At 44.2% G+C, this 23,473-nt stretch carries 21 protein-coding genes; 4 read left to right on the top strand and 17 right to left on the bottom strand.

Annotation, left to right across the window (positions count from 1 at the left end):
- Window positions 1-161: 161 nt before the first annotated feature.
- Together I2I33_RS01710 and I2I33_RS01705 are read right to left on the bottom strand one after the other, a co-directional pair.
- The gene (locus I2I33_RS01710) at window positions 162-977 is read right to left on the bottom strand and encodes an outer membrane beta-barrel protein (protein ID WP_087419220.1); all 816 of its coding nucleotides are present in this window, start codon (window positions 975-977) and stop codon (window positions 162-164) included.
- Window positions 978-997: 20 nt separating this feature from the next.
- Window positions 998-1,522 (bottom strand): hypothetical protein, encoded by a 525-nt coding sequence (locus tag I2I33_RS01705; RefSeq protein WP_140402524.1) that lies wholly within the window; start codon window positions 1,520-1,522, stop codon window positions 998-1,000.
- 71 nt (window positions 1,523-1,593) lie between these two features.
- Between I2I33_RS01705 and dusB the strand changes: the two genes are divergently transcribed.
- Window positions 1,594-2,610, top strand: a complete 1,017-nt coding sequence (gene dusB / locus I2I33_RS01700) for a tRNA dihydrouridine synthase DusB (RefSeq protein WP_087419218.1) — start codon at window positions 1,594-1,596, stop codon at window positions 2,608-2,610.
- A 105-nt stretch (window positions 2,611-2,715) separates the two neighbouring features.
- Here dusB and I2I33_RS01695 read toward each other — a convergent pair whose 3' ends face one another.
- Both I2I33_RS01695 and glpK read right to left on the bottom strand, forming a co-directional pair.
- On the bottom strand, window positions 2,716-3,450 hold the full coding sequence (locus I2I33_RS01695) for an MIP/aquaporin family protein (RefSeq protein ID WP_087419217.1): 735 nt from the start codon (window positions 3,448-3,450) through the stop codon (window positions 2,716-2,718).
- Window positions 3,451-3,486: 36 nt separating this feature from the next.
- Window positions 3,487-4,995, bottom strand: coding sequence for a glycerol kinase GlpK (gene glpK, locus I2I33_RS01690; protein WP_087419216.1), 1,509 nt, complete (start codon window positions 4,993-4,995; stop codon window positions 3,487-3,489).
- 241 nt (window positions 4,996-5,236) lie between these two features.
- Between glpK and I2I33_RS01685 the strand changes: the two genes are divergently transcribed.
- Window positions 5,237-5,848 (top strand): nitroreductase family protein, encoded by a 612-nt coding sequence (locus I2I33_RS01685; protein WP_087419215.1) that lies wholly within the window; start codon window positions 5,237-5,239, stop codon window positions 5,846-5,848.
- Window positions 5,849-6,041: 193 nt separating this feature from the next.
- Here I2I33_RS01685 and zupT read toward each other — a convergent pair whose 3' ends face one another.
- From zupT to pyrH, 9 genes are all read right to left on the bottom strand, one after another.
- Window positions 6,042-6,857: a zinc transporter ZupT gene (gene zupT, locus I2I33_RS01680; protein ID WP_087419214.1), complete on the bottom strand. Its 816-nt coding sequence runs from the start codon at window positions 6,855-6,857 to the stop codon at window positions 6,042-6,044.
- A 77-nt stretch (window positions 6,858-6,934) separates the two neighbouring features.
- On the bottom strand, window positions 6,935-8,458 hold the full coding sequence (gene gltX, locus I2I33_RS01675; protein ID WP_087419213.1) for a glutamate--tRNA ligase: 1,524 nt from the start codon (window positions 8,456-8,458) through the stop codon (window positions 6,935-6,937).
- 19 nt (window positions 8,459-8,477) lie between these two features.
- Window positions 8,478-8,798, bottom strand: a complete 321-nt coding sequence (locus tag I2I33_RS01670) for a hypothetical protein (RefSeq protein ID WP_087419212.1) — start codon at window positions 8,796-8,798, stop codon at window positions 8,478-8,480.
- On the bottom strand, window positions 8,798-8,977 hold the full coding sequence (locus tag I2I33_RS01665) for a hypothetical protein (RefSeq protein ID WP_027200763.1): 180 nt from the start codon (window positions 8,975-8,977) through the stop codon (window positions 8,798-8,800). The genes I2I33_RS01670 and I2I33_RS01665 overlap by 1 nt, the downstream gene beginning before the upstream one ends.
- On the bottom strand, window positions 8,968-10,122 hold the full coding sequence (locus I2I33_RS01660; RefSeq protein ID WP_087419211.1) for a 1-acyl-sn-glycerol-3-phosphate acyltransferase: 1,155 nt from the start codon (window positions 10,120-10,122) through the stop codon (window positions 8,968-8,970). Before I2I33_RS01660 ends, I2I33_RS01665 begins: the two co-directional genes overlap by 10 nt.
- Before the next feature lie 202 nt (window positions 10,123-10,324).
- The gene (locus tag I2I33_RS01655) at window positions 10,325-11,521 is read right to left on the bottom strand and encodes a pyridoxal phosphate-dependent aminotransferase (protein ID WP_087419210.1); all 1,197 of its coding nucleotides are present in this window, start codon (window positions 11,519-11,521) and stop codon (window positions 10,325-10,327) included.
- A gap of 58 nt (window positions 11,522-11,579) precedes the next feature.
- Window positions 11,580-12,278, bottom strand: a complete 699-nt coding sequence (locus I2I33_RS01650) for a Crp/Fnr family transcriptional regulator (protein WP_087419209.1) — start codon at window positions 12,276-12,278, stop codon at window positions 11,580-11,582.
- An 18-nt stretch (window positions 12,279-12,296) separates the two neighbouring features.
- Window positions 12,297-14,183, bottom strand: coding sequence for a 1-deoxy-D-xylulose-5-phosphate synthase (gene dxs / locus I2I33_RS01645; protein ID WP_087419208.1), 1,887 nt, complete (start codon window positions 14,181-14,183; stop codon window positions 12,297-12,299).
- Between the two features lie 54 nt (window positions 14,184-14,237).
- On the bottom strand, window positions 14,238-14,942 hold the full coding sequence (gene pyrH, locus I2I33_RS01640) for a UMP kinase (RefSeq protein ID WP_087419207.1): 705 nt from the start codon (window positions 14,940-14,942) through the stop codon (window positions 14,238-14,240).
- Window positions 14,943-15,074: 132 nt separating this feature from the next.
- Between pyrH and I2I33_RS01635 the strand changes: the two genes are divergently transcribed.
- Window positions 15,075-15,809 carry a glycosyltransferase gene (locus I2I33_RS01635; protein WP_087419206.1) on the top strand — a complete coding sequence of 245 codons (735 nt, stop codon included), beginning with the start codon at window positions 15,075-15,077 and terminating at the stop codon, window positions 15,807-15,809.
- A gap of 50 nt (window positions 15,810-15,859) precedes the next feature.
- Window positions 15,860-16,471: a lipid-A-disaccharide synthase N-terminal domain-containing protein gene (locus tag I2I33_RS01630; protein WP_087419205.1), complete on the top strand. Its 612-nt coding sequence runs from the start codon at window positions 15,860-15,862 to the stop codon at window positions 16,469-16,471.
- A gap of 74 nt (window positions 16,472-16,545) precedes the next feature.
- Here the strand turns inward: I2I33_RS01630 and I2I33_RS01625 are convergent, their stop codons facing one another.
- Genes I2I33_RS01625 through I2I33_RS01610 form a run of 4 tightly spaced genes read right to left on the bottom strand, consistent with a single transcriptional unit; the run spans window position 16,546 to window position 23,456 of the window.
- A complete protein-coding gene (locus tag I2I33_RS01625) occupies window positions 16,546-17,664 on the bottom strand; it encodes a thioredoxin fold domain-containing protein (protein WP_162613669.1) in 1,119 nt (372 codons plus the stop codon).
- Between the two features lie 7 nt (window positions 17,665-17,671).
- Window positions 17,672-18,484, bottom strand: a complete 813-nt coding sequence (locus I2I33_RS01620; RefSeq protein ID WP_087419203.1) for a DUF4465 domain-containing protein — start codon at window positions 18,482-18,484, stop codon at window positions 17,672-17,674.
- Between the two features lie 12 nt (window positions 18,485-18,496).
- Entirely contained in the window at window positions 18,497-19,969 is a 1,473-nt protein-coding gene (locus I2I33_RS01615) for a RagB/SusD family nutrient uptake outer membrane protein (RefSeq protein WP_087419202.1), read from the bottom strand.
- A 10-nt stretch (window positions 19,970-19,979) separates the two neighbouring features.
- Window positions 19,980-23,456, bottom strand: a complete 3,477-nt coding sequence (locus I2I33_RS01610; protein WP_087419201.1) for a SusC/RagA family TonB-linked outer membrane protein — start codon at window positions 23,454-23,456, stop codon at window positions 19,980-19,982.
- Window positions 23,457-23,473 lie beyond the last annotated feature (17 nt).

Here is a 23,473-nt window from a genome sequence, read left to right as displayed (position 1 = left end):
ACTCTCCCTCTGTTTATAGAGGGAAACCAGCGAGTAAGCGAGAGCAATGGGGAAAACTTGCTTCTGAATTGCCGAGCAAGAGCTGGTTCGAGACCGGTTTCCGGGCTCAATACGGCGAAACCGGGAGGGAGTTTGAAAAATGACTTTTTCTTATATTAAACTTAGAAATTTACCCCAAACCCGATTGTGTACGGGTGGATTTCGGGGGCTTTGTTCTTTTCCATCATGTTCGTAAGAGTGTAACTTCCCCATAATGCCAGTTTGTAATATCCGATACGAACCACGGCATCTGCTTTTACCGGGTTCATACTATAATTACCGGAATTTTTCATGCGACGGGTATTGCCGTTTTCGTTCTTGTAAACGACTTTTGTTTTGGTATGCAATCTTAAACCGCCCATCACTCCGGCTGCCACGTAGGCACGTTGGTATTTCTTGGCCGGGAATTGCCATTCGAAGATAAGAGGTACGGTCAGGTAAAGGTTCTTGAAAGAACTCTTTTTGACGTTTTCAACTTCCATCGGGTAGATTTGCCCGCCGTCACCTCGTTCGATGCTGTTTTTGTTAGCAAAGCGGAAACGTTGATACTCTAATCCCAAACCGGTAACTAAACCGATATTGTTTAGCTTGTTGAGGCGCATGCTATACTGGAACATGTTGAATTGCATGACGAGCGAATTTTTACGTTCCAAATCTAAATAATCTCCGGCTCCATCCAGTTGTTCATTACTGACAGAGAAATCGGCAAAGCCTAGGTTGAAACCACTCCAGTGTCCCCGGAAACGCGGATTCTGGCTGCGTTGATATACCCTACTATGGAGAGGATCACTTAGCACTTGCGTTTTCCAGACTTCTCCTTTTTCTCGTTTTTCCTGAAGATGTACGTTCTTTATGGTATCGGCTTGATTCGTTTTTTCTGCCTGAGAAAAAAAGGAAAAGCTGCATAATAAGGTCAAGGTGATAATAATACTTTTCATGATATTATATTGTAAGCTGTTTATTTACGCGTGTTTTGATCAAATTTGACCGAGTTGAAAAACTTGTCTCTCTGGCTTTCGAGTTCTTTCAAGTCTTCCGTTTTCCCGCCTATCGTGAGTTGGTACATGCAATTGTCCCGGAAGATAAATCGTTTGAAATACGTCATTTCTTCCTCGTCTTTCATGATGGTGTATGATATTTCCCGGATGTCCATGTCCACGTCGGGAATCCTTTTCTCCCCGGTGAGTTTTGCCGTGGGCATGGAGACAGATTCTTTTTTCATGGAGATGTATAGCTGGTTGATCGTGTACTCGTCCAGCACGCCTTTTTCTTTGGTGAGCTGGGTACAAACGGCTCCGAACACACAGGTAATATTTTTGGTCTGGAATATCCATGACCGCATATTGTTTACCTCTTTCTTAAAACGTTCTCCACGACTGGGGAACGAGAACGAGATATAGTTATCCCCGTTTATTCTCACCCAACCGTCTTTTTCCGGAGCCAGACAGAGGATTCCGATAAGTATAATTTTAAGTATCGACATATCCATTCTCTTTATTTCGTGAGTTAAAGATAGAAATTATTATTTTTGTGGCAAAACTTATTTAATTGAAGATGATTGTCGGAGGAAAAGATGTAGGAGATCGGCCGTTGATTCTGGCCCCGATGGAAGAGGTTACCAATCCCCCTTTCCGGAAATTCTGTAAACGCTATGGGGCCGACTGGCTCTATTCGGAATTCGTGTCGGCGGATGCATTGGTGCGTTCTATTAACAAGACGGTTAAGAAGTTGACGATAGAAGAGAATGAACGTCCGGTGACGATACAGATTTATGGACGGTTTATTGATTCCATGGTTGAGGCGGCAAAAATAGTTGAAGAGGTTCTGCCCGATTTTATAGATATAAATTTCGGTTGTCCGGTGAAACGGGTGGCCGCCAAAGGGGCGGGGGCAGGAATGCTCCGGGATGTTCCTTTGATGGTGGAGATGGCCAAACAGATCGTGCAGGCGGTGAAAATTCCGGTAACGGCAAAGACCCGTTTGGGATGGGATTGCGAGAATATTATCATTGATGACGTGGCGGAGCGCTTGCAGGATGTCGGGATCAGTGCGTTGGCCATTCACGGGCGGACCCGCTCGCAGATGTATAAAGGAGAGGCGGACTGGGACCCGATTGCCCGGGTAAAACAAAATCCTCGTATTAAGATCCCGATTATCGGGAACGGGGATATAGATTCACCACAGAAGGTGAAAGAAGCTTTTGAACGTTATGGCGTTGACGGGGTGATGATCGGGCGTGCCACGATCGGGAAACCTTGGATTTTCGAGCAAATCAAGCATTATTTGACTACGGGAGAGATGTTACCGGAATTGTCGATTCCGGCCCAGATAGAGATCATCAAGGAACAGATTTTGTTGTCCATGGAATGGTTGGATGAGGTGAGAGGTTTGTTCCACATGCGGCGTCACATGGCCTGTATGTTTAAAGGCTTGCCCCATTTCCGGGACTTGCGGATTCAAATGTTACAAGCTCCTAATATTGAAGAGTTGTGGGGTGTGTTTGACCAAATTGCAGAACGCTACGGTTCGATGGATCCCGAAGATCTAGTGGAGGAGGATCTGAGTAGTTAGAGGGGGTAGTTGTTTCAAATAGACTTGTCAGACAGTCCCCCAATAGAGTAAGGTCCATAAAGTTTTAGTATGTTGTACGTTATAAACTTTATGAACCTTGTAACTTTATAAACTGATATACAGAAGTGCTGCAACAAGCGATCCCGCTAATGGTCCGACGATGGGGATCCACGCGTAATCCCAGCCACTATTGCCTTTGCCCGGAATGGGCAGGATGGCATGCATGATTCTCGGTCCGAGGTCCCGGGCGGGATTGATGGCATAGCCAGTGACTCCACCTAAGGAAAGACCGATGACCCAAACAATGAACGATACGGGAATGGCCCCGATGGAACCGAGCCCGATCGGGGTGGTTGAGTCCACGTCTGACATGAGTTCGGCCCCGGTAATATAGAAGACGGAGAACATAAGCACGAAGGTGGCAATCAGCTCGCATCCGAAATTCACGATATTATGGCGAATTTCAGGAGCGGTGCAGAATACTCCCAGTTTGGCTCCGGTATCTTCCGTGGCTTTAAAATGATCGTAATAAATAATCCATACCAGAAAAGCCCCCAGTGCAGCACCTAGCATTTGGGCGATGATGTAAGGCCCCACGCTGGCCCACGGGAATTTCTCGGCGATGGCAAAACCTATCGTGATGGCAGGATTCAGATGAGCGCCACTATAAGGGCCGGCGATCACAACTCCTGTAAATACGGCGAGCGCCCAAGCCGTGGTGATGGTGATCCATCCGGCTTGGAATCCTTTGGTTTTTTTAAGCACGACGTTGGCTACTACGCCGTCTCCCAAAAGGATCATGACCATTGTTCCAAGTAGCTCTGCGATAAAAGGTGACATAATGAGCTAAAGGTTTAAAGTTAAAAACTAAAAGTATTATTCTTCACCCAGTTCTTCCCAGGCTCTTGCGCGCTCAACAGCTCTATGCCATTTATGGAGCATAGCGTTCACGTGTTCCTCTGTGTCAATAGGGGTAAATTCCCGATCGATACTCCATTGTTGGCGTAATTCTTCCGTGTCCCGCCAGTATCCAGTGGCTAGTCCGGCCAGATATGCGGCTCCCAGGGCTGTTGTTTCAAGAATCTTCGGACGGATCACGGTTTCCCGACAAATGTCACTTTGGAATTGCATCAGGAAGTTATTGGCCACGGCTCCACCATCTACCCGCATCTCCGGAGAGGTACGTTTCGTGTCATGTTCCATGGCTTTCAGAATATCGTAGACTTGGAAAGCTATGCCTTCAAGGGTGGCTCGGGTAATATGTGCGGGGGTTGTCCCTCTCGTGAGGCCCAGCATGGCACCTCGGGCGTATTGATCCCAGTATGGGGCTCCCATACCTGTGAGGGCAGGGACGAAGTAGACTCCGCCGTTATCCGGTACAGAAGTCGCCAGCGTTTCACTTTGACTTGCACTTTGGATCAAATTGATACCATCACGTAGCCATTGTATGGCGGCACCTCCCACGAAAACACTTCCTTCTAGGGCATAAGTTACAGAATCTCCAATCTTCCATGCAATCGTACTCAGCAAGTTATTTTCGGAAGTAATCACTTCGTTTCCGGTGTTCATCACCATGAAACATCCTGTCCCGTAGGTGGTTTTTGTCATACCCGGTTCGATACAGAGTTGGCCGAATAGGGCGGCTTGTTGGTCACCCGCGATTCCCGCTATTGGAATTTTAGTTGAAAATAAGGTCGTCGCCGTTTCTGAATAAATTTCGCTACTACTTTTTACTTCCGGTAACATGGATTCTGGGATGTTGAACAGATCAAGAAGTTCTTTATCCCATTTCTGGGTATGTATGTTGAAAAGCATGGTACGCGATGCGTTGCTGACATCGGTAACGTGTACTCGTCCGTGAGTGAATTTCCAAACTAGCCAGCTATCAACGGTTCCGAAACATAGTTTTCCTTTTTCGGCTCTTTCCCGCACACCTTCGATGTTGTCGAGAATCCATTTGATTTTGGTGGCGGAGAAATAGGCGTCAATGATCAAACCCGTTTTCTCCCGGATCATATCGGTATATCCGTTTTCTTGTAATTCCCGGCAAATATCGGCTGTACGTCGGTCTTGCCACACGATGGCACGGTAAACGGGAAGGGACGTCTCCCGATCCCACACGATGGTGGTTTCACGTTGATTCGTGATCCCGATACAAGCAATGTCAAGTCCTGTAAGGTTTGCTTTGGCAACAGCCTCAGCCGCAACGGATGATTGCGAGTACCAGATCTCATTCGGATCATGTTCCACCCAAGCCGGATGAGGATAATGTTGTTCGATCGGTTTTTGAGCCATGGCAACGATATTGCCATCATGATTGAATAGCACGGCCCGGGAAGAGGTTGTTCCTTGGTCTAGTGCGAGTACATATTTTTCTGCTTTCATTTGATAGTTATTATAGTGTATAACTTGTGTTCGTTTATATTGTCACGCGTCAAATGGTTTGTTTCTAGCCCTCTCTTCACTCTTTTTGTCAACAAAAAGTTAGCCAAAAATAATTAATTCAAACCTTAATCCGGTATACGGTTTACAAATAAAAATGTTTTTTATATAAATTCAAAAATAAGGGGGAGAGCATTTTTTCGTATCTTCGGGGGAATGAATTTTATATTAATATTGAAAGAAAATGAAGAAATGGAATACCTTTTACCTGTTGCTTGTCGTAGTATTAGCAATTGTAATTTTAAAAACATCGTGTATGGGAGATCAGAAACAAGATGAAACGACTTTGAAGTCAAAGGCTGTTTTGGAAAATATAGCTGAACGGAAAAGTATTCGGAAGTATTTGAATAAGAGTGTGGAGGAAGATAAGATCGATGCCATGGTGAAAGCCGGTATGGCGGCTCCTTCCGGTATGGACAGACGTCCGTGGGAGTTTGTGGTCGTGACGGATCGGGAGGCTCTTGATTCGATGGCTGCGAAATTGCCTTATGCTAAAATGTTGACAAATGCCCCGTTGGCTATTGTTGTCTGTGGGGATACGACACTTTCTTCTTACTGGTATCTGGATTGCTCCGCGGCAACGCAGAATGTATTGTTGGCAGCGGAGGCATTGGGGCTTGGTGCCGTGTGGACGGCAGCTTATCCTTATGAGGATCGGATTGATGTTGTACGCCAGAATACGGGATTACCGGAAAATATCGTGCCTCTTTGCGTGATTCCGATAGGTTACCCGGATGGCCCACAGAAAGCGAAAGATAAGTTTGACCCACAACGAGTGCATCGGAATAAATACTAATTGGGAGAGGTTATATCCACACGCTTGTCTATGTCTGCCCCGGGGGTAAGCTAGGGATGGGCTATGACAAGTACCAAGCATCTACATAGCATGAACATAGCAAGTACAATCTCCAGTGTTCTTGCTATGTAAATGCTATGAAGTTATTGTCTTTTTGTCCCGGTCTATCGGTAGACAAGGGCTAGCTAATATCTTAGAAAAGTAACAAGCTGAAAGCCATCAGCGCCATGCCTGCGACCAGTCCGTAAATGGATAGATGATGCGCCCCGTATTCTTTGGCGGTGGGTAAAAGTTCATCCAGTGAGATAAAAACCATGATACCAGCCACGAGTGCGAATAGGACGCCTAGGATGGCAGAGTTGATTCCGATAAAAGTGTAGATGAGGAAGAACCCGATAATTGCTCCTAAGGGTTCCGATAAGCCGGAGAGGAAGGATAGCTTGAATGCTTTCTTACGACTTCCGGTAGCAAAGAAAATAGGAACAGATACGGCAATTCCTTCCGGGATATTGTGTATGGCGATGGCAAAGGCAATCGGGTAGGCAATTTCAGGATTTGATAGCCCAGCAATGAATGTCGCTAATCCTTCCGGGAAATTGTGAATCCCGATAGCGAGAGCCGAGAATATTCCCATGCGCATCAACTTCTTGTCATGCGGTTGATTGGCATCCATGCTTTCCACGGATTTCACCTCGTGCGGATTCTCATACGAGGGAATGAGTTTATCAATAATAGCAATCAGACCCATCCCTGCAAAGAATGAAATGGCCACGATAACATCGGCTATTTTCTCGGAGTAGCTTTCTCGCAAAGCCTCTTGGGCTGTCGGGAATATTTCCACGAATGAGACATAAATCATCACTCCTGCACTGAATCCGAGGGAGAGGGACAGGAATTTTTTGTTGGTTTTCTTGGTGAGGAAGGCAATGGCACTCCCGATACCGGTTGATAATCCGGCGAATAAGGTGAGGGCAAAGGCAAGTAATACGTTATCCCAAGATAGTTCCATCGTTTATTTTGTGTAGACAAAAAAGCCAGAAAGGGTCTGTGGATCTTTTCTGACTTTCTGTGTTATTGTCTTCAGAGTTATTTCAGTGTTGATATAATACGGTGAAGACGTGTTAAAGTTTCTTCTTTTCCTAAGATTTCGATAATATCAAACATATGCGGGCCGTCGGCAGAACCGATAATAGCCAACCGGAAAGGATTCATGATTTTTCCGAATCCGATTTCTTTTCCGGAAACCCACTCTTTCACGGCCTCTTCCGTATTTGGAGAGGTGAAATCGGCCACTTTTTCCAGTACCTCAATCAACTCCTGCATAAGTACCGGAGTTTCTTCTTTCCAACTTTTCTTCACGCCTTTCTCATCGTAAGCCTGAGGGGCATGGTAGAAGTACTGGGATGAGTTGTAGATGTCTGCGACAAAATTGGCTCTTTCTTTCAGAAGGCGACAAATCTTTTCCAGTTTTGCCATATCATAAGAAATCCCGTCTTTTACGAGGAATTCGTTTAACTGAACGGCTAGTTCCGCGTCACTTTTTTGTACCAGGTATTTGTGATTAAACCATTTGGCCTTGTCCGGATTAAAGCGAGCCCCGGATTTGTTCACGCGTTCCAGCGAGAATTGATCGCACAATTCCTGTAACGTGAAGATCTCTTGCTCTGTTCCGGGATTCCATCCCAATAGAGCCAGCATGTTGATAAAGGCTTCCGGCAAATAACCGTCTTCTTTATACCCGTGCCATTTTTCTCCGGTTTCGGGATCGGTGAATTCCATCGGGAATACCGGGAATCCCATTTTATTTCCATCACGTTTGCTTAACTTTCCGTTACCCACGGGTTTTAGAATTAGCGGCAAGTGAGCGAACTCCGGCATGGTATCTTCCCAACCGAAAGCACGGTATAATAACACGTGTAGCGGGAGAGAGGGTAACCATTCTTCTCCGCGGATTACGTGGGATATTTTCATCAAGTGGTCATCAACGATGTTTGCCAGATGATAGGTAGGCATCCCGTCAGCCTTGAATAAAACTTTATCATCAAGTAACGAGGTGTTGAAATGTACTTCACCCCGAATAATATCTTGTAAATAGAGATCCTCGTTTTCAGGCATTTTGAAACGGATCACGTAGTTTGCCCCGCTATCCAACAATGTCTTCACTTCTTCGGCACTCATGGTTAGCGAGTTCTTCATGTTCTTCCGGCTGATGGCGTTGTACATGAATGTTTCGCCTTTTGACTCGCAGGCTGCCCGTTGTGCGTTAAGTTCTTCCGCGGTGTCAAAAGAATAGTAAGCATTCCCTGATTCCACGAGTTGCAGGGCGTATTGTTTGTAAAGCGGTTTCCGCTCGCTTTGACGATAGGGGCCGTATTCACCTCCCACGCCGACACCTTCATCGACGGTGAGGCCGCACCATTTTAATGATTCGATAATATATTCTTCGGCACCCGGAACGTAGCGGGTTTGATCCGTGTCTTCAATTCGTAATAAAAAATCACCCCCGTGATGACGGGCAAATAAATAATTGAAAAGAGCTGTTCTCACACCTCCTAGATGGAGGGCTCCGGTAGGACTGGGAGCAAATCTTACTCGTACTTTTCTATCCATTGTTTATTGATTTTGAATATTATGCCTGTTCGTTTGTTTCCTGGTTTTCGTCGAAATCGGAATCCTCGTCTGAAGAAGGTTCCGTGTCTTTCGGTGCTTTTTCCTGTTCCAGTAATTGATGCAACAGGTCTTTGGCATATTTAATGGCATAACGTTCCGCCTCACTTTTGGAGTTTATGCCACTCTTGATTTGTTCCGCGTAACTGAACGGGCTGTCCGGCCCTTCGGTAAGAAGGTATAGGGTAAAATTACTATGCCGATCCCGACTTTTACTAGTTAGTCCAAACCACATTTCAATCGTGCGATCTTCCAAGTATATGTTGCGCTTGAACTTATACATTACCTTCTGTTTTTAGGCGGGTTTTTGAAATTCAGAATACCAACGGCTACGGCTAGGGAAGCCATGGCTCCCACGTTTACATATACCGCCGTGCGGTCTCCACCATGATACATGCTGAGTACGCTGGAAATCATGATCAGGAATGCGGCTAAAATTAATAAGTATCTGGCTATTCGCATACTGGTGATGAATAATTGTGTTCAATTGAGTTTTTAACCGGGTTGGCATAAATTTCAAGGAAGATATTATTCAAGATAGAACGATTACCTTCTAATTTTTCCAACTTTTCAGCCATGACACGGATAAAGTTTTCTTTCTCTTCCTCGTTGTATTTGGAAGCGAACTTATTCGTGCTGTGGAGTAAATCGTAGGCGATATAATTATTCGGCCACAATTTGAAGTTTCCTTGAATACGGGCATCCATGAATGCGGCTAGTTCCGCAATCCGGTCTCCGTTGTTGGCTTGCTCGTCGATCTCGATTAGTTCATGATCGATGGGAGGGGTGATGGCAAAATGTACCCGTCCTTTGAATCCGGATAAGCCTTGTTGCATGCTTCGCATATCGGCTGCCGGGGTTTTCACGTATTCGCCCACGGTCTTTTGATACAATTCGTCTGTTTTCAGATCGTCACAAGGTTCCCATTCGTAGGAAATAGATACTGGAACGACCCGGAGTTCTTTAAAGTTTTCCACGAAGTCTTTGGGACCGCTCATACGGAACATTTTCAACAGACTATGTTGTGTCCGGTCGTCCCCATTTTTGGTACGTCCTTCTTTTTGCGCGATCCAGACAGAATCTTTATTTTCATAAATGACATCCCGTAAATAATGAGAACGTAGGTTGGCACTGGTAATCATGTCTCTTACCGGTAATCCGCGTTCAATGATGAAACAAGCATCCAATTTAACCAGGTCGGTAACCCATTTATTGATTAATAAATTACTCCCGATAGCAGCCTCGCAGTAGTGGCATCCTCGTTCACACAGTAGCACGTTAAGTATGGCCGAGTCCAAAATGATGTCCCGGTGGTTGGATACGAAAAGGTAGCTCTTGTCTTTCTCGATGTATTCCAATCCGGTGGCAGTAACTCCTTTGGTCGTTCCAGCGATCAACCGTTGAATCGTCGGGCCAAAGAATTGAGCTTGAAATTGCTCTCTGCTCGTGATGCCTTGTAATTGTTCTTGTATTTTGCTTTTATCAACCCTTGTCATTTGGGAGAAAAGTGTCAGAAATTCTTCTGCTTGGCTCAGGCGCTCTACGGCGGCCGGAATTTCTTCTCCGATATAGGGTCTGATTGCGTTAAATTGGGAATCCGAAGTCATGTCGTAATTTTAGTTATTAGAAATCACGAAGCAAAGATAGATAAGAAATTTGACAATTGAAAATTGACAATTGAAAATGAGGGGAGAAAGCCTTAGTTTATATGGATTATCCATTGGGATATGGATAAAAAAACTGTGATTTAGCCATTGACCTTGATATCAAGAATGGCTAAATCACAGGATTTTTTAGCTTGCAGCTGTGTTATACTCTTCCGGGATATACTTCGAGTGCTTTGGCTAATGTTTCCATGGCACCTTTCAATTCCTCGATTTTGAGTACGTAAGCGATACGAACTTCATCTTTCCCAAGTCCCGGGGTTGAATAGAATCCGCTGGCCGGAGCGACCATCACGGTTTGTTTGTTGTATTCAAACTCTTCCAGTAACCATTTTGCGAAAGTATCGGCATCATCCACGGGAAGTTTTACCACGGCGTAGAAAGCTCCTCTGGGTTTCGGGCAAACAACTCCCGGCATTTTGTTCAGGGCCTCTACCATGAAATCACGTCTTTCGATATACTCGTTGTACACGCTTTCGAAATATTCGGCCGGGGTGTCCAGTGATGCTTCGGCAACAATCTGTCCGATTGCCGGGGCGCACAGACGGGCCATTCCGAATTTCAAGGCAGCCGCCATAACCTCTTTGTTGCGGGTAACCAAAGCTCCGACGCGCAATCCACATTCGCTATATCTCTTTGATACGGAATCCAACAAAATCACGTTTTGCTCGATACCTGCCAATTGCATGGTAGAGAAATGTTTGTAACCGTCATAACAGAATTCACGGTATACCTCGTCCGCATACAGGTACAAATCGTGTTTCTTCACGATTACAGCTAGTTGCTCCAGTTCTTCCTTGGAATACAAATAGCCTGTCGGGTTATTCGGGTTCACGATCACAATTCCTTTTGTGCGGGGAGTGATCACTTTCTCGATTTCGCTGATCGGGGGCAGGGCAAAGTTATTCTCGATAGAAGAAGTAACGGTTTTTACCTTTACACCGCACATCAGGGCGAAAGCCGTGTAGTTTGCGTAGAATGGTTCGGGGATAATAATTTCGTCACCCGGGTTTAATGTAGACATGAAAGCGATCGTGATGGCCTCAGAGCCTCCGGTCGTGATCATGATGTTATTTTCATCGATATTGATACCGATGTTCTGGTAATATTTGGCTAGTTTTTTTCTGTAAGAGATATTTCCTGCAGAGTGAGTGTATTCAATCACTTTTTCGTTACAGGTTTTTAATGCCTGCAATGCAACATCGGGAGTCTGGATGTCCGGTTGTCCGATGTTCAAGTGGTATACTTTGATACCTCTTTCTTTAGCTTTGTCCGCGAACGGAACGAGTTTGCGGATGGGCGAAGAAGGCATCGCCATTCCTTTTTCTGAGATCTGTGGCATAAGTTATTTGAGTTTAAATTTATCCTGTACAAATATAGACATATTGAGTGATTTTAATTCAATCTGCCATTTTTTTTAATTTGTCTCGATTTAATAATTTAATTTTCCTCCCCTTCACTTCAACCAGTCCTTCGTTCTTTAAATCAGAAAGTAGGCGAATTAGCGTCTCTGTTGCGGTTCCCACGAAGTTACTTAAATCTTCCCGGGTAACGTTAAGTTTTAAAGTCCCGTCTTCTTCTACCCCGAAATCGGATGCGATCAATAACAGGATTTCTGCCAATCGGGCTTTCACCGATTTTTGTGCGATTTCCCGGATATATCGATTCGCGTCGCCCAGTTCTTTACAGGCAATCTGCATCATCTCGTAGGCAAAGCTGGGACTGTGGGTGATCATGTGCATCAAAGATGCATTGGGAATGTAACACAAGATGCAATCGGACATCGTTTCCACGGAAGTACAGGCGGCCTCGTTGCGAATGACCGAGCGGAATCCGAAAATGTCGCCTTCTTTTCCGAAACGAATGATCTGATCTTTTCCGGCTACCCCGGTCTGGAAGATTTTCACGATACCCGAGAAAAGGAAATAGCATCCTTTAATACGGGCTCCTTCGTTGTAAATATATTCTCCTTTTTTATAGAATTTGATGGCATTATCCACGAACAGGGCCTCGATTTCCGAGTCCGTCACGTTTTTAAATGTCAGCTTGAATTTACTGATGCATTCGCTTACGTCTGGTAATAAAGCCTCTTCTTTCATAGTTAAGTCTGCTGTTGTTTATATGGAACAGATTGTTTGATAAATGGATTCACAATCATATCCACATTCATGGTAAAGTTGTTGTTGTGTTCCGTGTTCCACGAAATGATCGGGAATACCCAGTCGCACGATCTTTGCTGAATAGCCGTGGTCTGCCATAAATTCAAGTACCGCACTTCCTAACCCACCAACAATTGTTCCGTCTTCCAAGGTAATGATTTTTTTGAATTTATGGAATACCTCGTGAAGTAATTCTTCATCCAGTGGCTTGAGGAATCTCATATCGTAGAAGGCTACGGAACGATCTGTCGTTTTTTGTATGGCTTTCAACGCCTCATTCCCGATGGCTCCGATAGAAAGAATGGCAATATCGTTTCCCTCAATCAGGCAACGGCCTTTACCGATGGTTAATTCTTTGAACGGGGTGCGCCAGTCAACCATGGTTCCGTTACCCCGCGGGTAGCGAATGGAGAATGGTCCTTGATCCGGTAATTGAGCCGTGTACATCATATCACGTAATTCCTCCTCGTTTAAAGGAGAGGCGATTGTCATGTTCGGGATGCAACGGAAACTTGCTAGGTCGAAAGCCCCGTGATGCGTTGCTCCATCGGCTCCTACCAGTCCGCCTCGGTCAAGGCAGAAAACCACGTTCAGTTTCTGAAGGGCCACATCATGAATCACTTGATCATAGGCGCGCTGCATGAATGAAGAGTAGATGTTACAGAACGGAACGTACCCCTGTGCCGCAAGTCCGGCGGAGAAAGTCACGGCGTGTTGTTCCGCGATACCCACGTCAAAACAACGGTCAGGCATCTCTTTCATCATGATATTCAAGGAGCATCCACTGGGCATGGCAGGGGTGATTCCCACGATCTTGGGATTGGTGTGTGCCAGTTCCAAAATGGTATTTCCGAACACGTCCTGAAATTTAGGAGGTGTGTTAGGTTTATTCTCTTTGATCAGCTCTCCGGTTTCCTTGTTGAATTTTCCGGGGGCGTGCCAGGTTGTCTGGTCTATTTCCGCTTGTTTGAATCCTTTTCCTTTGACCGTGATACAATGCAAAAGTTTAGGACCTTTTATATCTTTCAAATCTCTCAGCACCTTGATGAGGTGGTTCACGTCATGGCCGTCCACGGGACCGAAGTACCGGAAACCAAGAGCCTCGAACAAGTTACTTTGGCGTAACATGAGCGATTTGATGCTGTTATCTATTTTCTGGATAAAGTTCCGGGCGCCCGGGCTGATTTTGTTGATCCGACCCAGAATGTGCCAGATGTCCTCCTTAAGCTTGTTGTAGGTCTTTGAGGTCGTGATGTCCAGCAAATACTCGTTCATCCCGCCTACATTCGGGTCGATGGCCATGTTGTTGTCATTTAGAATGACTAGCAAGTTGGAGTTATTTATACCGGCATTATTCAAGCCTTCAAAAGCCAATCCCCCGGTCATGGCACCGTCTCCGATGATGGCAACCGACTGGCGGTCTTCCTCCCCGTTCATTTTTGCTGCAACAGCCATGCCTAAGGCGGCAGAAATAGAGGTCGAGGAATGTCCCGTTCCGAAAGCGTCGTATTTACTTTCACTTCTTTTAGGGAAACCACTGAGACCTTTATATTGCCGGTTGGTAGAGAAATTATCCCGTCTCCCGGTCAGAATCTTATGAGGGTAGGCTTGGTGTCCGACGTCCCATACAATATTATCGTAAGGAGAATCAAACACGTAGTGTAACGCAACGGTCAGTTCGACAACTCCCAGCCCGGCGCCAAAATGCCCCGGGTGTTCCGAACACTCGTCAATGATTTTCTCGCGCAGTTCCTTGCATAATTGAATCAGGTCGTCTTCCGGGACCTTTTTCAAATCATCGGGAGAATTTATAGTGTTTAGTATATTTCTTTTTTCCTCACTCATGATTAGTTATTGAAAACAATTGGGGAATTTGTCTTCTTAATTCTCCATTTTCAATTAGTACACGATTGTTCCGATGTTTTCTCCCAGAATGACCTTTTTAAGGTTGCCCGGCTGATCCATGTTGAACACGATAATCGGTAAATGATTTTCTTTACACATGGTTGTTGCCGTCAAATCCATGACTTTAAGTCCCCGGTTGTATATTTCATCATACGTGATTTTGTCAAATTTCGTTGCCGTAGGGTCCTTTTCCGGATCTGCCGTGTAGATCCCGTCTACGCGGGTGCCTTTAAACATGGCGTCAGCCTCGATTTCGATTGCCCGTAAGCTACTGGCCGTGTCTGTCGTGAAGTAAGGATTTCCCGTACCCCCGCTGATAATCGTCACGTGTCCGGATTTCAAATATTCCATGGCTTTGGCTTTCGAGTAAAATTCCCCGATAGGCTCCATGCGAATGGCAGTTAGTACCTTGTTTTTACAGCCTTCGTTGTCCAAGGCGGAACTTAAAGCCAAACTATTGATAACGGTTGCCAACATACCCATGCTGTCCCCTTTTACCCGGTCAAAACCTTTATTTGTGCCACTCAGTCCTCTAAAAATATTTCCACCTCCGATGACGATTCCGATTTGGATTCCCATCTCCGCGATTTCATGAATTTGACGGGCATAGCTTTCCAGACACCGGGTGTCAATACCATATTTTTGCTCGCCCATTAAAGATTCTCCACTGAGTTTTAACAAAATTCGGTTATATTGCATATCTTTGTTCGTTTAAATTTTATAACAAAAACCAGAAAAAAAACGTTGTTCCTGCACGTAAAAACGTAACAACAAAGCTAGTGATTTTTGTTATAACTATAATTTAAATTCATAATATAAATTTTTCGGCAGATGAATAAGACCGCGAACTATCAATTAACTATCATTGTTCCAGTGTATAACGAAGAAGGGAATATCTTAAGGTTAGAGAAAGAATTGGGAGAGTTTTTAAAGGATGCGAAGGTGTCTTCTTGCGTGTTATTCGTGAATGACGGTTCGAAAGATGATAGCGAACGTTTGATTCGGGAAGTTTGTGGGCGTAACGAGGCATTTTTCTTTTTGAATTTGGCTCGAAACGGGGGACTGAGTGCTGCCATGAAAGCCGGAATCGATAATAGCTTTTCAAAATGGGTCGGCTACATTGATGCTGACCTCCAGACCACTCCACAGGATTTTAATAAATTGTTGGAATTTGTGGATCAATACGAGATGGTCATGGGCATCCGTACCGGACGGAAAGATAGTTTTGTCAAGAATATGTCTTCTCGTATCGCGAATGGATTCCGCCGGATGATGACGCATGACGGGGTTGAAGATACAGGTTGTCCTCTGAAGGTTTTAAGGACGGATTACGCCAAAAGAATTCCTTTCTTCACGGGGATGCACCGTTTCCTACCGGCTTTGATTCAATTGCAGGAAGGACAAGTGAAACAGGTTCCGGTTCGTCATTTTCCCCGTATTGCCGGGAAGTCTAAGTATAATCTGGCCAATCGCTTGGTCGGGCCCTTTAAAGATTGTTTTGCTTACCGCTGGATGAGAAAAAGGTATATCAACTATCAAGTCGCCGAGAATAATTTGAATTCTTGAGATATAGTTTCTAGCTTTTAGTTTTTATCTTTAAACTTTTAGTTTACAAAATGATTTATGTTATAGGATTTCTTGCTCAGGTGTTTTTTTCTGCCCGGATTCTTTTACAATGGATCTTATCGGAGCGGGCCAAAAAAGTGATCTCTCCGGCTATTTTCTGGCAGCTGAGTATCGTGGGTTCCTACCTGTTATTTGTATATGGATGGTTGAGGGATGACTTTGCGATTATTCTGGGACAAATCATATCTTACTATATCTATATCTGGAATCTGGACAAAAAACATCAATGGAAGAAATTACCGTTTGTTATCCGGACACTATTACTTCTGACCCCGGTGGCGGCAATTTTATACATGCTTAAAGATGCAAGCGCTTTTGTCGATCAGTTCTTTCGGAACGAAAAGATACCTTTGTGGCTCTTGATCTACGGGTCTATGGGACAGATTATTTTCACCTTGCGTTTTGTTTACCAGTGGATCTACTCCAAACGAAAAGATGAATCACTTTTGCCGATAGGCTTTTGGGTGATCAGCCTCTTTGGTTCCCTGATCATCGTTTCCTATGCTATCTATCGGCGTGATCCCGTGTTAATTTTAGGGCAGTCAACCGGGTTAATCGCTTACAGTCGGAATATTTATTTGTCCAGAAGAGCCGGAAACTAAAACAGGTTGTAAATATCTGCCTATTTTCAAGAACTAATAATTTACAACCTGTTAGAAAAGATGCGATATGAATTTTATGGTTTTAATTCATTCATTTTTTCGATGATTTGTTCCCGTTCATCTTGTAGTTTTTGTTTTTGAGAATCGTCACTTGATTTTATCGCCTGATCAATCCACTTCAGTGCATAGGTCAGAGCTTCATAATTGTTCGAATACCAGCAAATTTGTCGGGACATCATAATCATGTAAGTTTGTTTGTCCTTTCCTTTGGGAATATTGAGGTCAATGGCATGGTCGATAGCCTTAACCATTGCCATCCAGTCTTTGAATTTATACTGGGCGGGCATCAAGTAAATAAGCCATTCGGTAGATTTTGGGTAGTCGGTATTTTGAAGGCATTCCAAAATATCTCTGTACTCTTTTGATTCAATGGGGGGAGTTTGTCCGTACGTGTACGTGCGGAGTTTTCCGTTAAACATTTGGTCAATTTTTCCATTGACGATTTGTTCTCCAAACAATTTATAGAATTCTTCCCGATGTTTGAATACATAACTTCCTTCTCGACTAACAGGGGACTCGTTGTAGCGCAAGAACACGTTCCAGTATTTGGGTGTTTTTAAAGAATCTACATGAAACGAGGGTGAGAAAATATTTTGTAATACGGAGTCTCTCTGGGTTCTTAAACCGGCAATATGAAGAGTTTCCAGATAGTTGATCAGGAATTCTGAAGATCGGTTCCCGTTGTCATACATTAATTTTTGTGCAGTCAGATTATTTTTCACGTCTAGACCTTGGCGTAGGCGGGCCATCATTTCGCCTGCGGTACATTTTCCTTCCATCCGGTGCATGACCCTACCATTCGCATCGCAGATTAGAAGTACGGGTTCCGTGTAAACCTCGTAAATCTTACTTAATCGTTTCTTTTCGGGGCCTTCGGTATAATCAACACTCACGAAACGTTCATTGATAAAATCTGCTATACTATCGATTGTGAATATTTTGTTTTTAATAAATAGACAAGGGGAACATCTTGGAGAGCCGAAATCCAATAATACATGTTTCTTTTGTTTTTTCGCTTTTTTTAGAATGTCCTGTAAAGGGATATTTTTGGGCAAATCCACTTGTCGGTTTTGTCCGTGTACTCCCGTTAGCAAAATAGTTGCTAACAGGAGTAAAAAATACTTTTTGATCATAACAACATTATTTTTGGAGTCGAATTCCATCTAGACAGAACCAGGCGGGAATCAAACTCTGCTGATTATTATCCCGATACGAACACTCTACATTGAAAACGACTTTATCAACAACCCCCAAGGATTGCAAATCGGCTTTTATCCAGTCTGAACGGAGAAAATTGAATGTTGGATTTGCCGGATCGGCTCCCTTGCGGCAGCACAAGTAAAATTCAACCGTTCCTGTGTGGGTATCTCCCAAGAAACCTTTAATGATCAGTTTAAAATAATCTCCGTCAAGGTTCAATGCCCGTTCCACTCCGGGTGCATAGGTTTGCCAAATACCCTTGGGTGCAGAAGGAACATTAGGATTAGCGATAGGAGTGGGGCCTGTATCTTTTCCATAATTCATTGCGAAATAGGCGTATGTCGTGTTTGCCACTAGAATATGCTCGACAACAGTAGCTTTATCCAGCGTGAAGTAAACATCATCATCTTTCACGCAGGCAACAGCGTACACTTCCGTTTGGTTGGGACGGGGCGTGTAAACGCTAAAACGATTAGAATCTAAGGCAGCATCAGTACCACTCCAAGTAAATGAACGATTACTTCGGCGGGAATACGCGAATCCGCTAAAAGTTCCGTCTGAATTCTTTTTCGTATTGAATGTTATTTCTCCGGATTTGAAACCGCCATCCGGAATGATATGAGTAAATTTTTCTAATTGTAATTCATTCAACGTAACATCATTGGGTTCTTTGACCAGTTTGTCATAGTCATCTTCACATGCCGTAAAGAGCATCGTGACACTTGCGAGTAAAATATAGATTAATTTTTTCATCACTTCAAGTTTTTAATTATCGAAACCGGGATTGGGTTTTATTTGACTGTTCACGTTGGTTTCCACGGCGGGGATTGGCCAACAATATTTATTTGTACTTACATCAGATACATCAGGCTTTAATGTTTTGAACCAAGGATTCCCGTCTTTTTCGAAACGCAGTGAAGCAAACCATTCGCTTCCGTTTTCTACAAATAATTCCAAACAATATTCTTTAAAGATAATGTCCATCAATTCATTGCGGGTTGCAGGTTCCGGGATTTGGGATAATACGGGATTGGTCCGGTTGTTTCGGAGTGTATTGATCGGAGCAAGAGCTTCTGCAATCGTAGCTCCTGTTCTGGCTCTTAATTCGGCTTGCATCAATAGTAATTCCGGGTAACGGAAATAATACGTGGTAAATTTGTCATTCATATCGGCACGTCCGCCTCTGGCAACTTTGGTTGGGCAGAAATATTGTTGTCCGTTAGCATTCAGGCGTCTGGCCCATCCCATTGTTACGTCGTATCGGGGATCAGTCTCTAGCCATGAATTGAATTCTGGATAGAATGATTTCAGAGATGATGGTTCTTGACCGACCACCAGAAGATCACCCGTCTGTATGATGGTTTGCGTGTATGCGAATTCGGAATATGCCCGTCCGCTACCGTCTTCAAGATAACGAGCCCATAAAACTTCTTTTGAATTCCATGCTTCGTTATACATGTTTTTCATATCCGGGTCCATCTTGAAATCAGCTGGAAGAGTGGAAATCGTTTCATTCAATAGTGATAAAGCGTTTGCGTAGTCACCTTCCCAGCCTCGGTTGAGTAATAATTTGACCTTCAATGCTTGTGCTAGTTGACGGGATAGGCGTTTGGAAGTTGTATAGTCTCCCAGATCCTTGATTGCTGTATCCAAGTCATCAAATATTTTTTGATAACTATCTTTTACACTCAAACGATCCCGATGTACGTTAACCATGTCGCTCAACTCTTCTCTATACAAAATCCCGTATGCATCATCTGTTTGAAAATGTCCGAAACACCATAACAAGTGTGCGTTTACCCATGCCCGGAAACAACGGGCTTCGGCGATCATTCGACTTTTTTCTTTTGTATCGGGGAATTTGTTATCTGCTAATGCTGAGATAGAAATGATGGCTGCATTTGCGGCATTCACGCAGGCATACCATTGTTGCCAATAAGTAGCAATTCCACTGGTGGTGGAAGTATATGACATCGAGTAGAATGTTGTTCCTCCCGCACGGGATACTCCTGCCTGAGAAGACAAGGCGCAAGCTAGGCTACCTCCGAAAAAGTCACTTCCGGAAGTACCACTTCCCAATGTTAATGAGGCATACATTCCATTGATAATGTTTTGTGCCCCGTCATAATCCACCACGGCATTTTCGAGGGTTTGTTTATGCACGGGCTCTTCTGTTAGGAAATCATCACAAGATGATAGGATGAATCCAAAGATCAAAATATATATGATTCTTTTCATGGTGCGGAGTTTATTTGAATGTAAATTTAATACCAAGGCTATAGGTTCTCGCTGATGGATAAGTGCTGTAATCAACACCTTGCGCCACGGTTATTACGTCATTGGCGGTTGCGGATGTCGAGGTCGATCCGAAGTTCCCTTGCGGGTCAAAGCCCGGGTATTTCGTGATGGTGAACAAGTTGGATGCAGAGAAAGATAATTCCACGTTATTCACGAACGTTCCGGTAAACCATTTTGCTGGTAAGCGATAATTCAAGTTCAAAGAATTCATCCGTAAAAACGAGGCGTCGTGAATATACAGGTCACATAAAGCATTGGCCACGGTTCCTGCGTAGGCTAACCTTGGGAATAATGCATCGCCTCCTTTGAAATTGTAACTATCAAATATCGAGTTATACACATTGTAGGTCCCCACGCCGGATGTTTTCTCATATTGATAATACCACATTCTTTTCGCTCCGTACGAGTAAGTGAACACGGCGGTTGCGTATAAATTTTTCCAACTGAGAGAGAGGTTGAAACCTCCAAAGAATTTTGGATTGAAATTACCCAGTTTTACTTTGTCCTTTGCCGTGATCTTTCCATCTCCGTCTTGATCAATCAGGTATGCGTCACCCGGAGAATCATAACTTCCGAAATAATTTTCCTGCACTCCGGTAGATGACACCGGTTTCAGTGCGATAATTTCTTCTTGGGTTCGGAACAGCCGACCGGCGTATTGATAACCGTACCAGTCTCCGATGTGTCCGCCTTCAACCAAACGAACATATTCGTAATAGTAAGGCATTTTTAGCTCTTTCACGATCCCATCCAGTTTCTTTACTTTTCCGGAATTCGTGGCGATATTAAAGCCGATTTCAAAGTTCACTTTATCCGTCCGGATAACGTCACCCCGGATGTCAAATTCCCATCCGACATTGGCGATTGTTCCTACATTCTGGTTGACAGTCGTGTAGGATGAGTTTGCAGGCACGGAACCGTCATAAATCAGATTGTTGATTTGTTTATTGTAGTATCCGATTGTTCCGCGAAGGCGTTCGTTTAACAAACCGAAATCAAGACCCACGTCGACAGAGGTTGTTTCTTCCCATTGAAGGACCGGATTTCCCAAAGAAGTCGGCTTTGTTCCCGGTTGTCCGTCATAAGATGCAGCTCCCATAAGGGAGATATAATCATAATTGCCTAAGTTCTGTGAACCGATTTTCCCGACAGAAGCCCGTAGTTTCAAATAAGGAATATATAATTTCAAGGGGGCCATAAATTCTTCTTCTGAGATCACCCAAGCGAGCGCTCCGGAAGGGAAATATCCCCAGCGCTTGTCCGGTCCGAACTTCGAGGAGCCGTCCGTACGGAAAGTAAAGGTTGCTAGGTAACGATTGTTGTATTTGTAATTCACACGAGCAATGGCTGATACGAGCGTGTTCCCGGCTTCATCACTATCTGCCCAGGAGTCAGCCCCACTACCTAGATTAATTAATACCTTTTCGTCTGGGAATTCTTCCGCACCACCGGAAAGCATTCTGGATTTGTATTTTTCGATTGAATGTCCGACCATGGCAACCAAATTGTGTTTGCCAAAAGTTTTCATCCAAGTCAGCGTGTTATCCCACACGTAGGTGTTGTTCTCACTATTACCTAAGTTGCGGCTATTGTAGGCCGTGGCATATCCTCGTGTCCCTTTTTTCGAGAAAATGTCGGTTTGCGAATTCGTGTAATTGACCGTTCCGGTAGATTTGAATTTCAAACCGTCCAAAATTGTCCATTCCAGAAAGGCAGAACCGGAGAAAGTTAAACCTCGTCCATCGTTTCGGTTAGCCAGGGTTAAATGTGGGTTTTCGATCACCGTGCTTGTTGTTACCAGGTTAATACTTCCGTCTTCATTATATGCCGGGAAGTCTGGGCGGAATCGGATGATATTGTCAATAAGATTATCCTTGTTATTGGTTTTTCTGGACGATCCGGATAGATTGACGCCTAGTTTGACCTGTTTCCCGATTAATGTTTCAAAATTCAAACGCCCTGTTAACAGCTTGCTGCGTCCTCCCTTTACAACACCTTTTTGGTCGTTATATCCGAAAGAGATAAAGTAGTTCGAGTTCTGTGTTCCACCTCGCACGGAAATGTCGCATTGTGTGGTCAAAGCATTCTGGGTCATTTCATCCCACCAGTCGGTATCTCCGTCCATGAAAGCATCGGGGAGTAATTCCAGCATACTGCCGTCCCATTGGCTCGTGTTCAATTGATTGAATTTGGATTCATTGAAAAAGAGTCGGGTATTGTAATCGAATCCGGCAATTTCAATGGATTGACGACCGACTGTCTCCACGAAACGTTTGTATTCTGCCGCATTTAAGGCGTTTAGCTTGTTTGAATTGATGGTCTGGATTCCGGCTCGGAGAGAAAGGTCCACGGTCGGCTGCATCCCTAGTTTACCCCTTTTCGTGGTCACGATGATGACACCGTTGGCGGCCCGGGAACCGTAGATTGCTGTTGCAGATACGTCTTTTAATATATCAATGCTTTCAATGTCTGATAAATTCAAGTTGAATAAAGCATTGGTTACGTCTCCTGTGGAACTTTGTGAATAATCGGGTACTCCGTCAATAACCCATAACGGTTGAGTGTTTCCGGTTAACGTTGAAATTCCTCGAATCATAACATTTACCGGGGAAGTGGGAGAGGCCGATTGAATCATGACGTTTACTCCGGGGGCCCGTCCTTGCAACATACTTTGCACGCTTGCTCCTGCCGGAGACATGGCAATATCCTTTTCCCCGAGTCGGGATACGGCTCCGGTAGCATCTTTTACTTTGGTGGTTCCATAACCGACGATAACCACCTCGTCAACGAAACTCACGCTATCTTTCAGTTGAATGATATTGAGTTTGTCGAAAACATTTGAGTTCAATGCGAACCGATATTTAGCATAACCGATGCTACTGATGACGAGTGTTTTCGCATCTTCCGGAACGTTGATTGAAAATTTGCCTTCCACGTCTGTAGCAACCCCTAAAGTCGTACCTTCTAAGATAACGGTGGCCCCGATAATAGGTTCTTTGTCTTTTTCCGAAATCACGCGTCCTTTCACGACCAGTTGTTTCTCCTCTTCAGCTTTTACCGTATTATTCTTACGTCTTAGCACCACGATACGATCTTCTTTTATCTGGTAAGCGAGGGGCGTGTTTTTAAATACAGCATCCAAAATTGTCACGATGTCCGCGTCTTTCAACGAGACGGTTATTTTAACACCTTCCTTATCCGTGTCGTTGTACACGAACGTGTAGTCCGTTGCCGATTCTAGGTACTCGATAACAAAATCAATCGAGGCGTTTTTGAAGTGAACATCCATCTTCTTGTTTTGGCTCACTCCGTACGAGTAAGTGCAAAATGTCATGAAGATAAAAAGAGCAAATAGTTTTCCGAACATTCTCGGGTTAGGCCGAAAAAGTCTGAATCCCGCTTTGGGGATTGATGAATTTTTTTTCATGGTTATTGGTTTTTAAA

Origin of the sequence: Butyricimonas sp. BSD2780061689_150309_C8 (assembly GCF_015560935.1) — a bacterium.
Taxonomy (GTDB): Bacteria; Bacteroidota; Bacteroidia; order Bacteroidales; family Marinifilaceae; genus Butyricimonas; species Butyricimonas paravirosa.
This window is presented reverse-complemented; position numbering and strand designations above follow the sequence as displayed.

Coding starts and splice junctions, on each gene's coding strand:
- I2I33_RS01710 (WP_087419220.1), bottom strand. CDS start 977: ATGAAAAGTATTATTATCACCTTGACCTTATTATGCAGCTTTTCCTTT.
- I2I33_RS01705 (WP_140402524.1), bottom strand. CDS start 1,522: ATGTCGATACTTAAAATTATACTTATCGGAATCCTCTGTCTGGCTCCG.
- dusB (WP_087419218.1), top strand. CDS start 1,594: ATGATTGTCGGAGGAAAAGATGTAGGAGATCGGCCGTTGATTCTGGCC.
- I2I33_RS01695 (WP_087419217.1), bottom strand. CDS start 3,450: ATGTCACCTTTTATCGCAGAGCTACTTGGAACAATGGTCATGATCCTT.
- glpK (WP_087419216.1), bottom strand. CDS start 4,995: ATGAAAGCAGAAAAATATGTACTCGCACTAGACCAAGGAACAACCTCT.
- I2I33_RS01685 (WP_087419215.1), top strand. CDS start 5,237: ATGAAGAAATGGAATACCTTTTACCTGTTGCTTGTCGTAGTATTAGCA.
- zupT (WP_087419214.1), bottom strand. CDS start 6,857: ATGGAACTATCTTGGGATAACGTATTACTTGCCTTTGCCCTCACCTTA.
- gltX (WP_087419213.1), bottom strand. CDS start 8,458: ATGGATAGAAAAGTACGAGTAAGATTTGCTCCCAGTCCTACCGGAGCC.
- I2I33_RS01670 (WP_087419212.1), bottom strand. CDS start 8,798: ATGTATAAGTTCAAGCGCAACATATACTTGGAAGATCGCACGATTGAA.
- I2I33_RS01665 (WP_027200763.1), bottom strand. CDS start 8,977: ATGCGAATAGCCAGATACTTATTAATTTTAGCCGCATTCCTGATCATG.
- I2I33_RS01660 (WP_087419211.1), bottom strand. CDS start 10,122: ATGACTTCGGATTCCCAATTTAACGCAATCAGACCCTATATCGGAGAA.
- I2I33_RS01655 (WP_087419210.1), bottom strand. CDS start 11,521: ATGCCACAGATCTCAGAAAAAGGAATGGCGATGCCTTCTTCGCCCATC.
- I2I33_RS01650 (WP_087419209.1), bottom strand. CDS start 12,278: ATGAAAGAAGAGGCTTTATTACCAGACGTAAGCGAATGCATCAGTAAA.
- dxs (WP_087419208.1), bottom strand. CDS start 14,183: ATGAGTGAGGAAAAAAGAAATATACTAAACACTATAAATTCTCCCGAT.
- pyrH (WP_087419207.1), bottom strand. CDS start 14,942: ATGCAATATAACCGAATTTTGTTAAAACTCAGTGGAGAATCTTTAATG.
- I2I33_RS01635 (WP_087419206.1), top strand. CDS start 15,075: ATGAATAAGACCGCGAACTATCAATTAACTATCATTGTTCCAGTGTAT.
- I2I33_RS01630 (WP_087419205.1), top strand. CDS start 15,860: ATGATTTATGTTATAGGATTTCTTGCTCAGGTGTTTTTTTCTGCCCGG.
- I2I33_RS01625 (WP_162613669.1), bottom strand. CDS start 17,664: ATGATCAAAAAGTATTTTTTACTCCTGTTAGCAACTATTTTGCTAACG.
- I2I33_RS01620 (WP_087419203.1), bottom strand. CDS start 18,484: ATGAAAAAATTAATCTATATTTTACTCGCAAGTGTCACGATGCTCTTT.
- I2I33_RS01615 (WP_087419202.1), bottom strand. CDS start 19,969: ATGAAAAGAATCATATATATTTTGATCTTTGGATTCATCCTATCATCT.
- I2I33_RS01610 (WP_087419201.1), bottom strand. CDS start 23,456: ATGAAAAAAAATTCATCAATCCCCAAAGCGGGATTCAGACTTTTTCGG.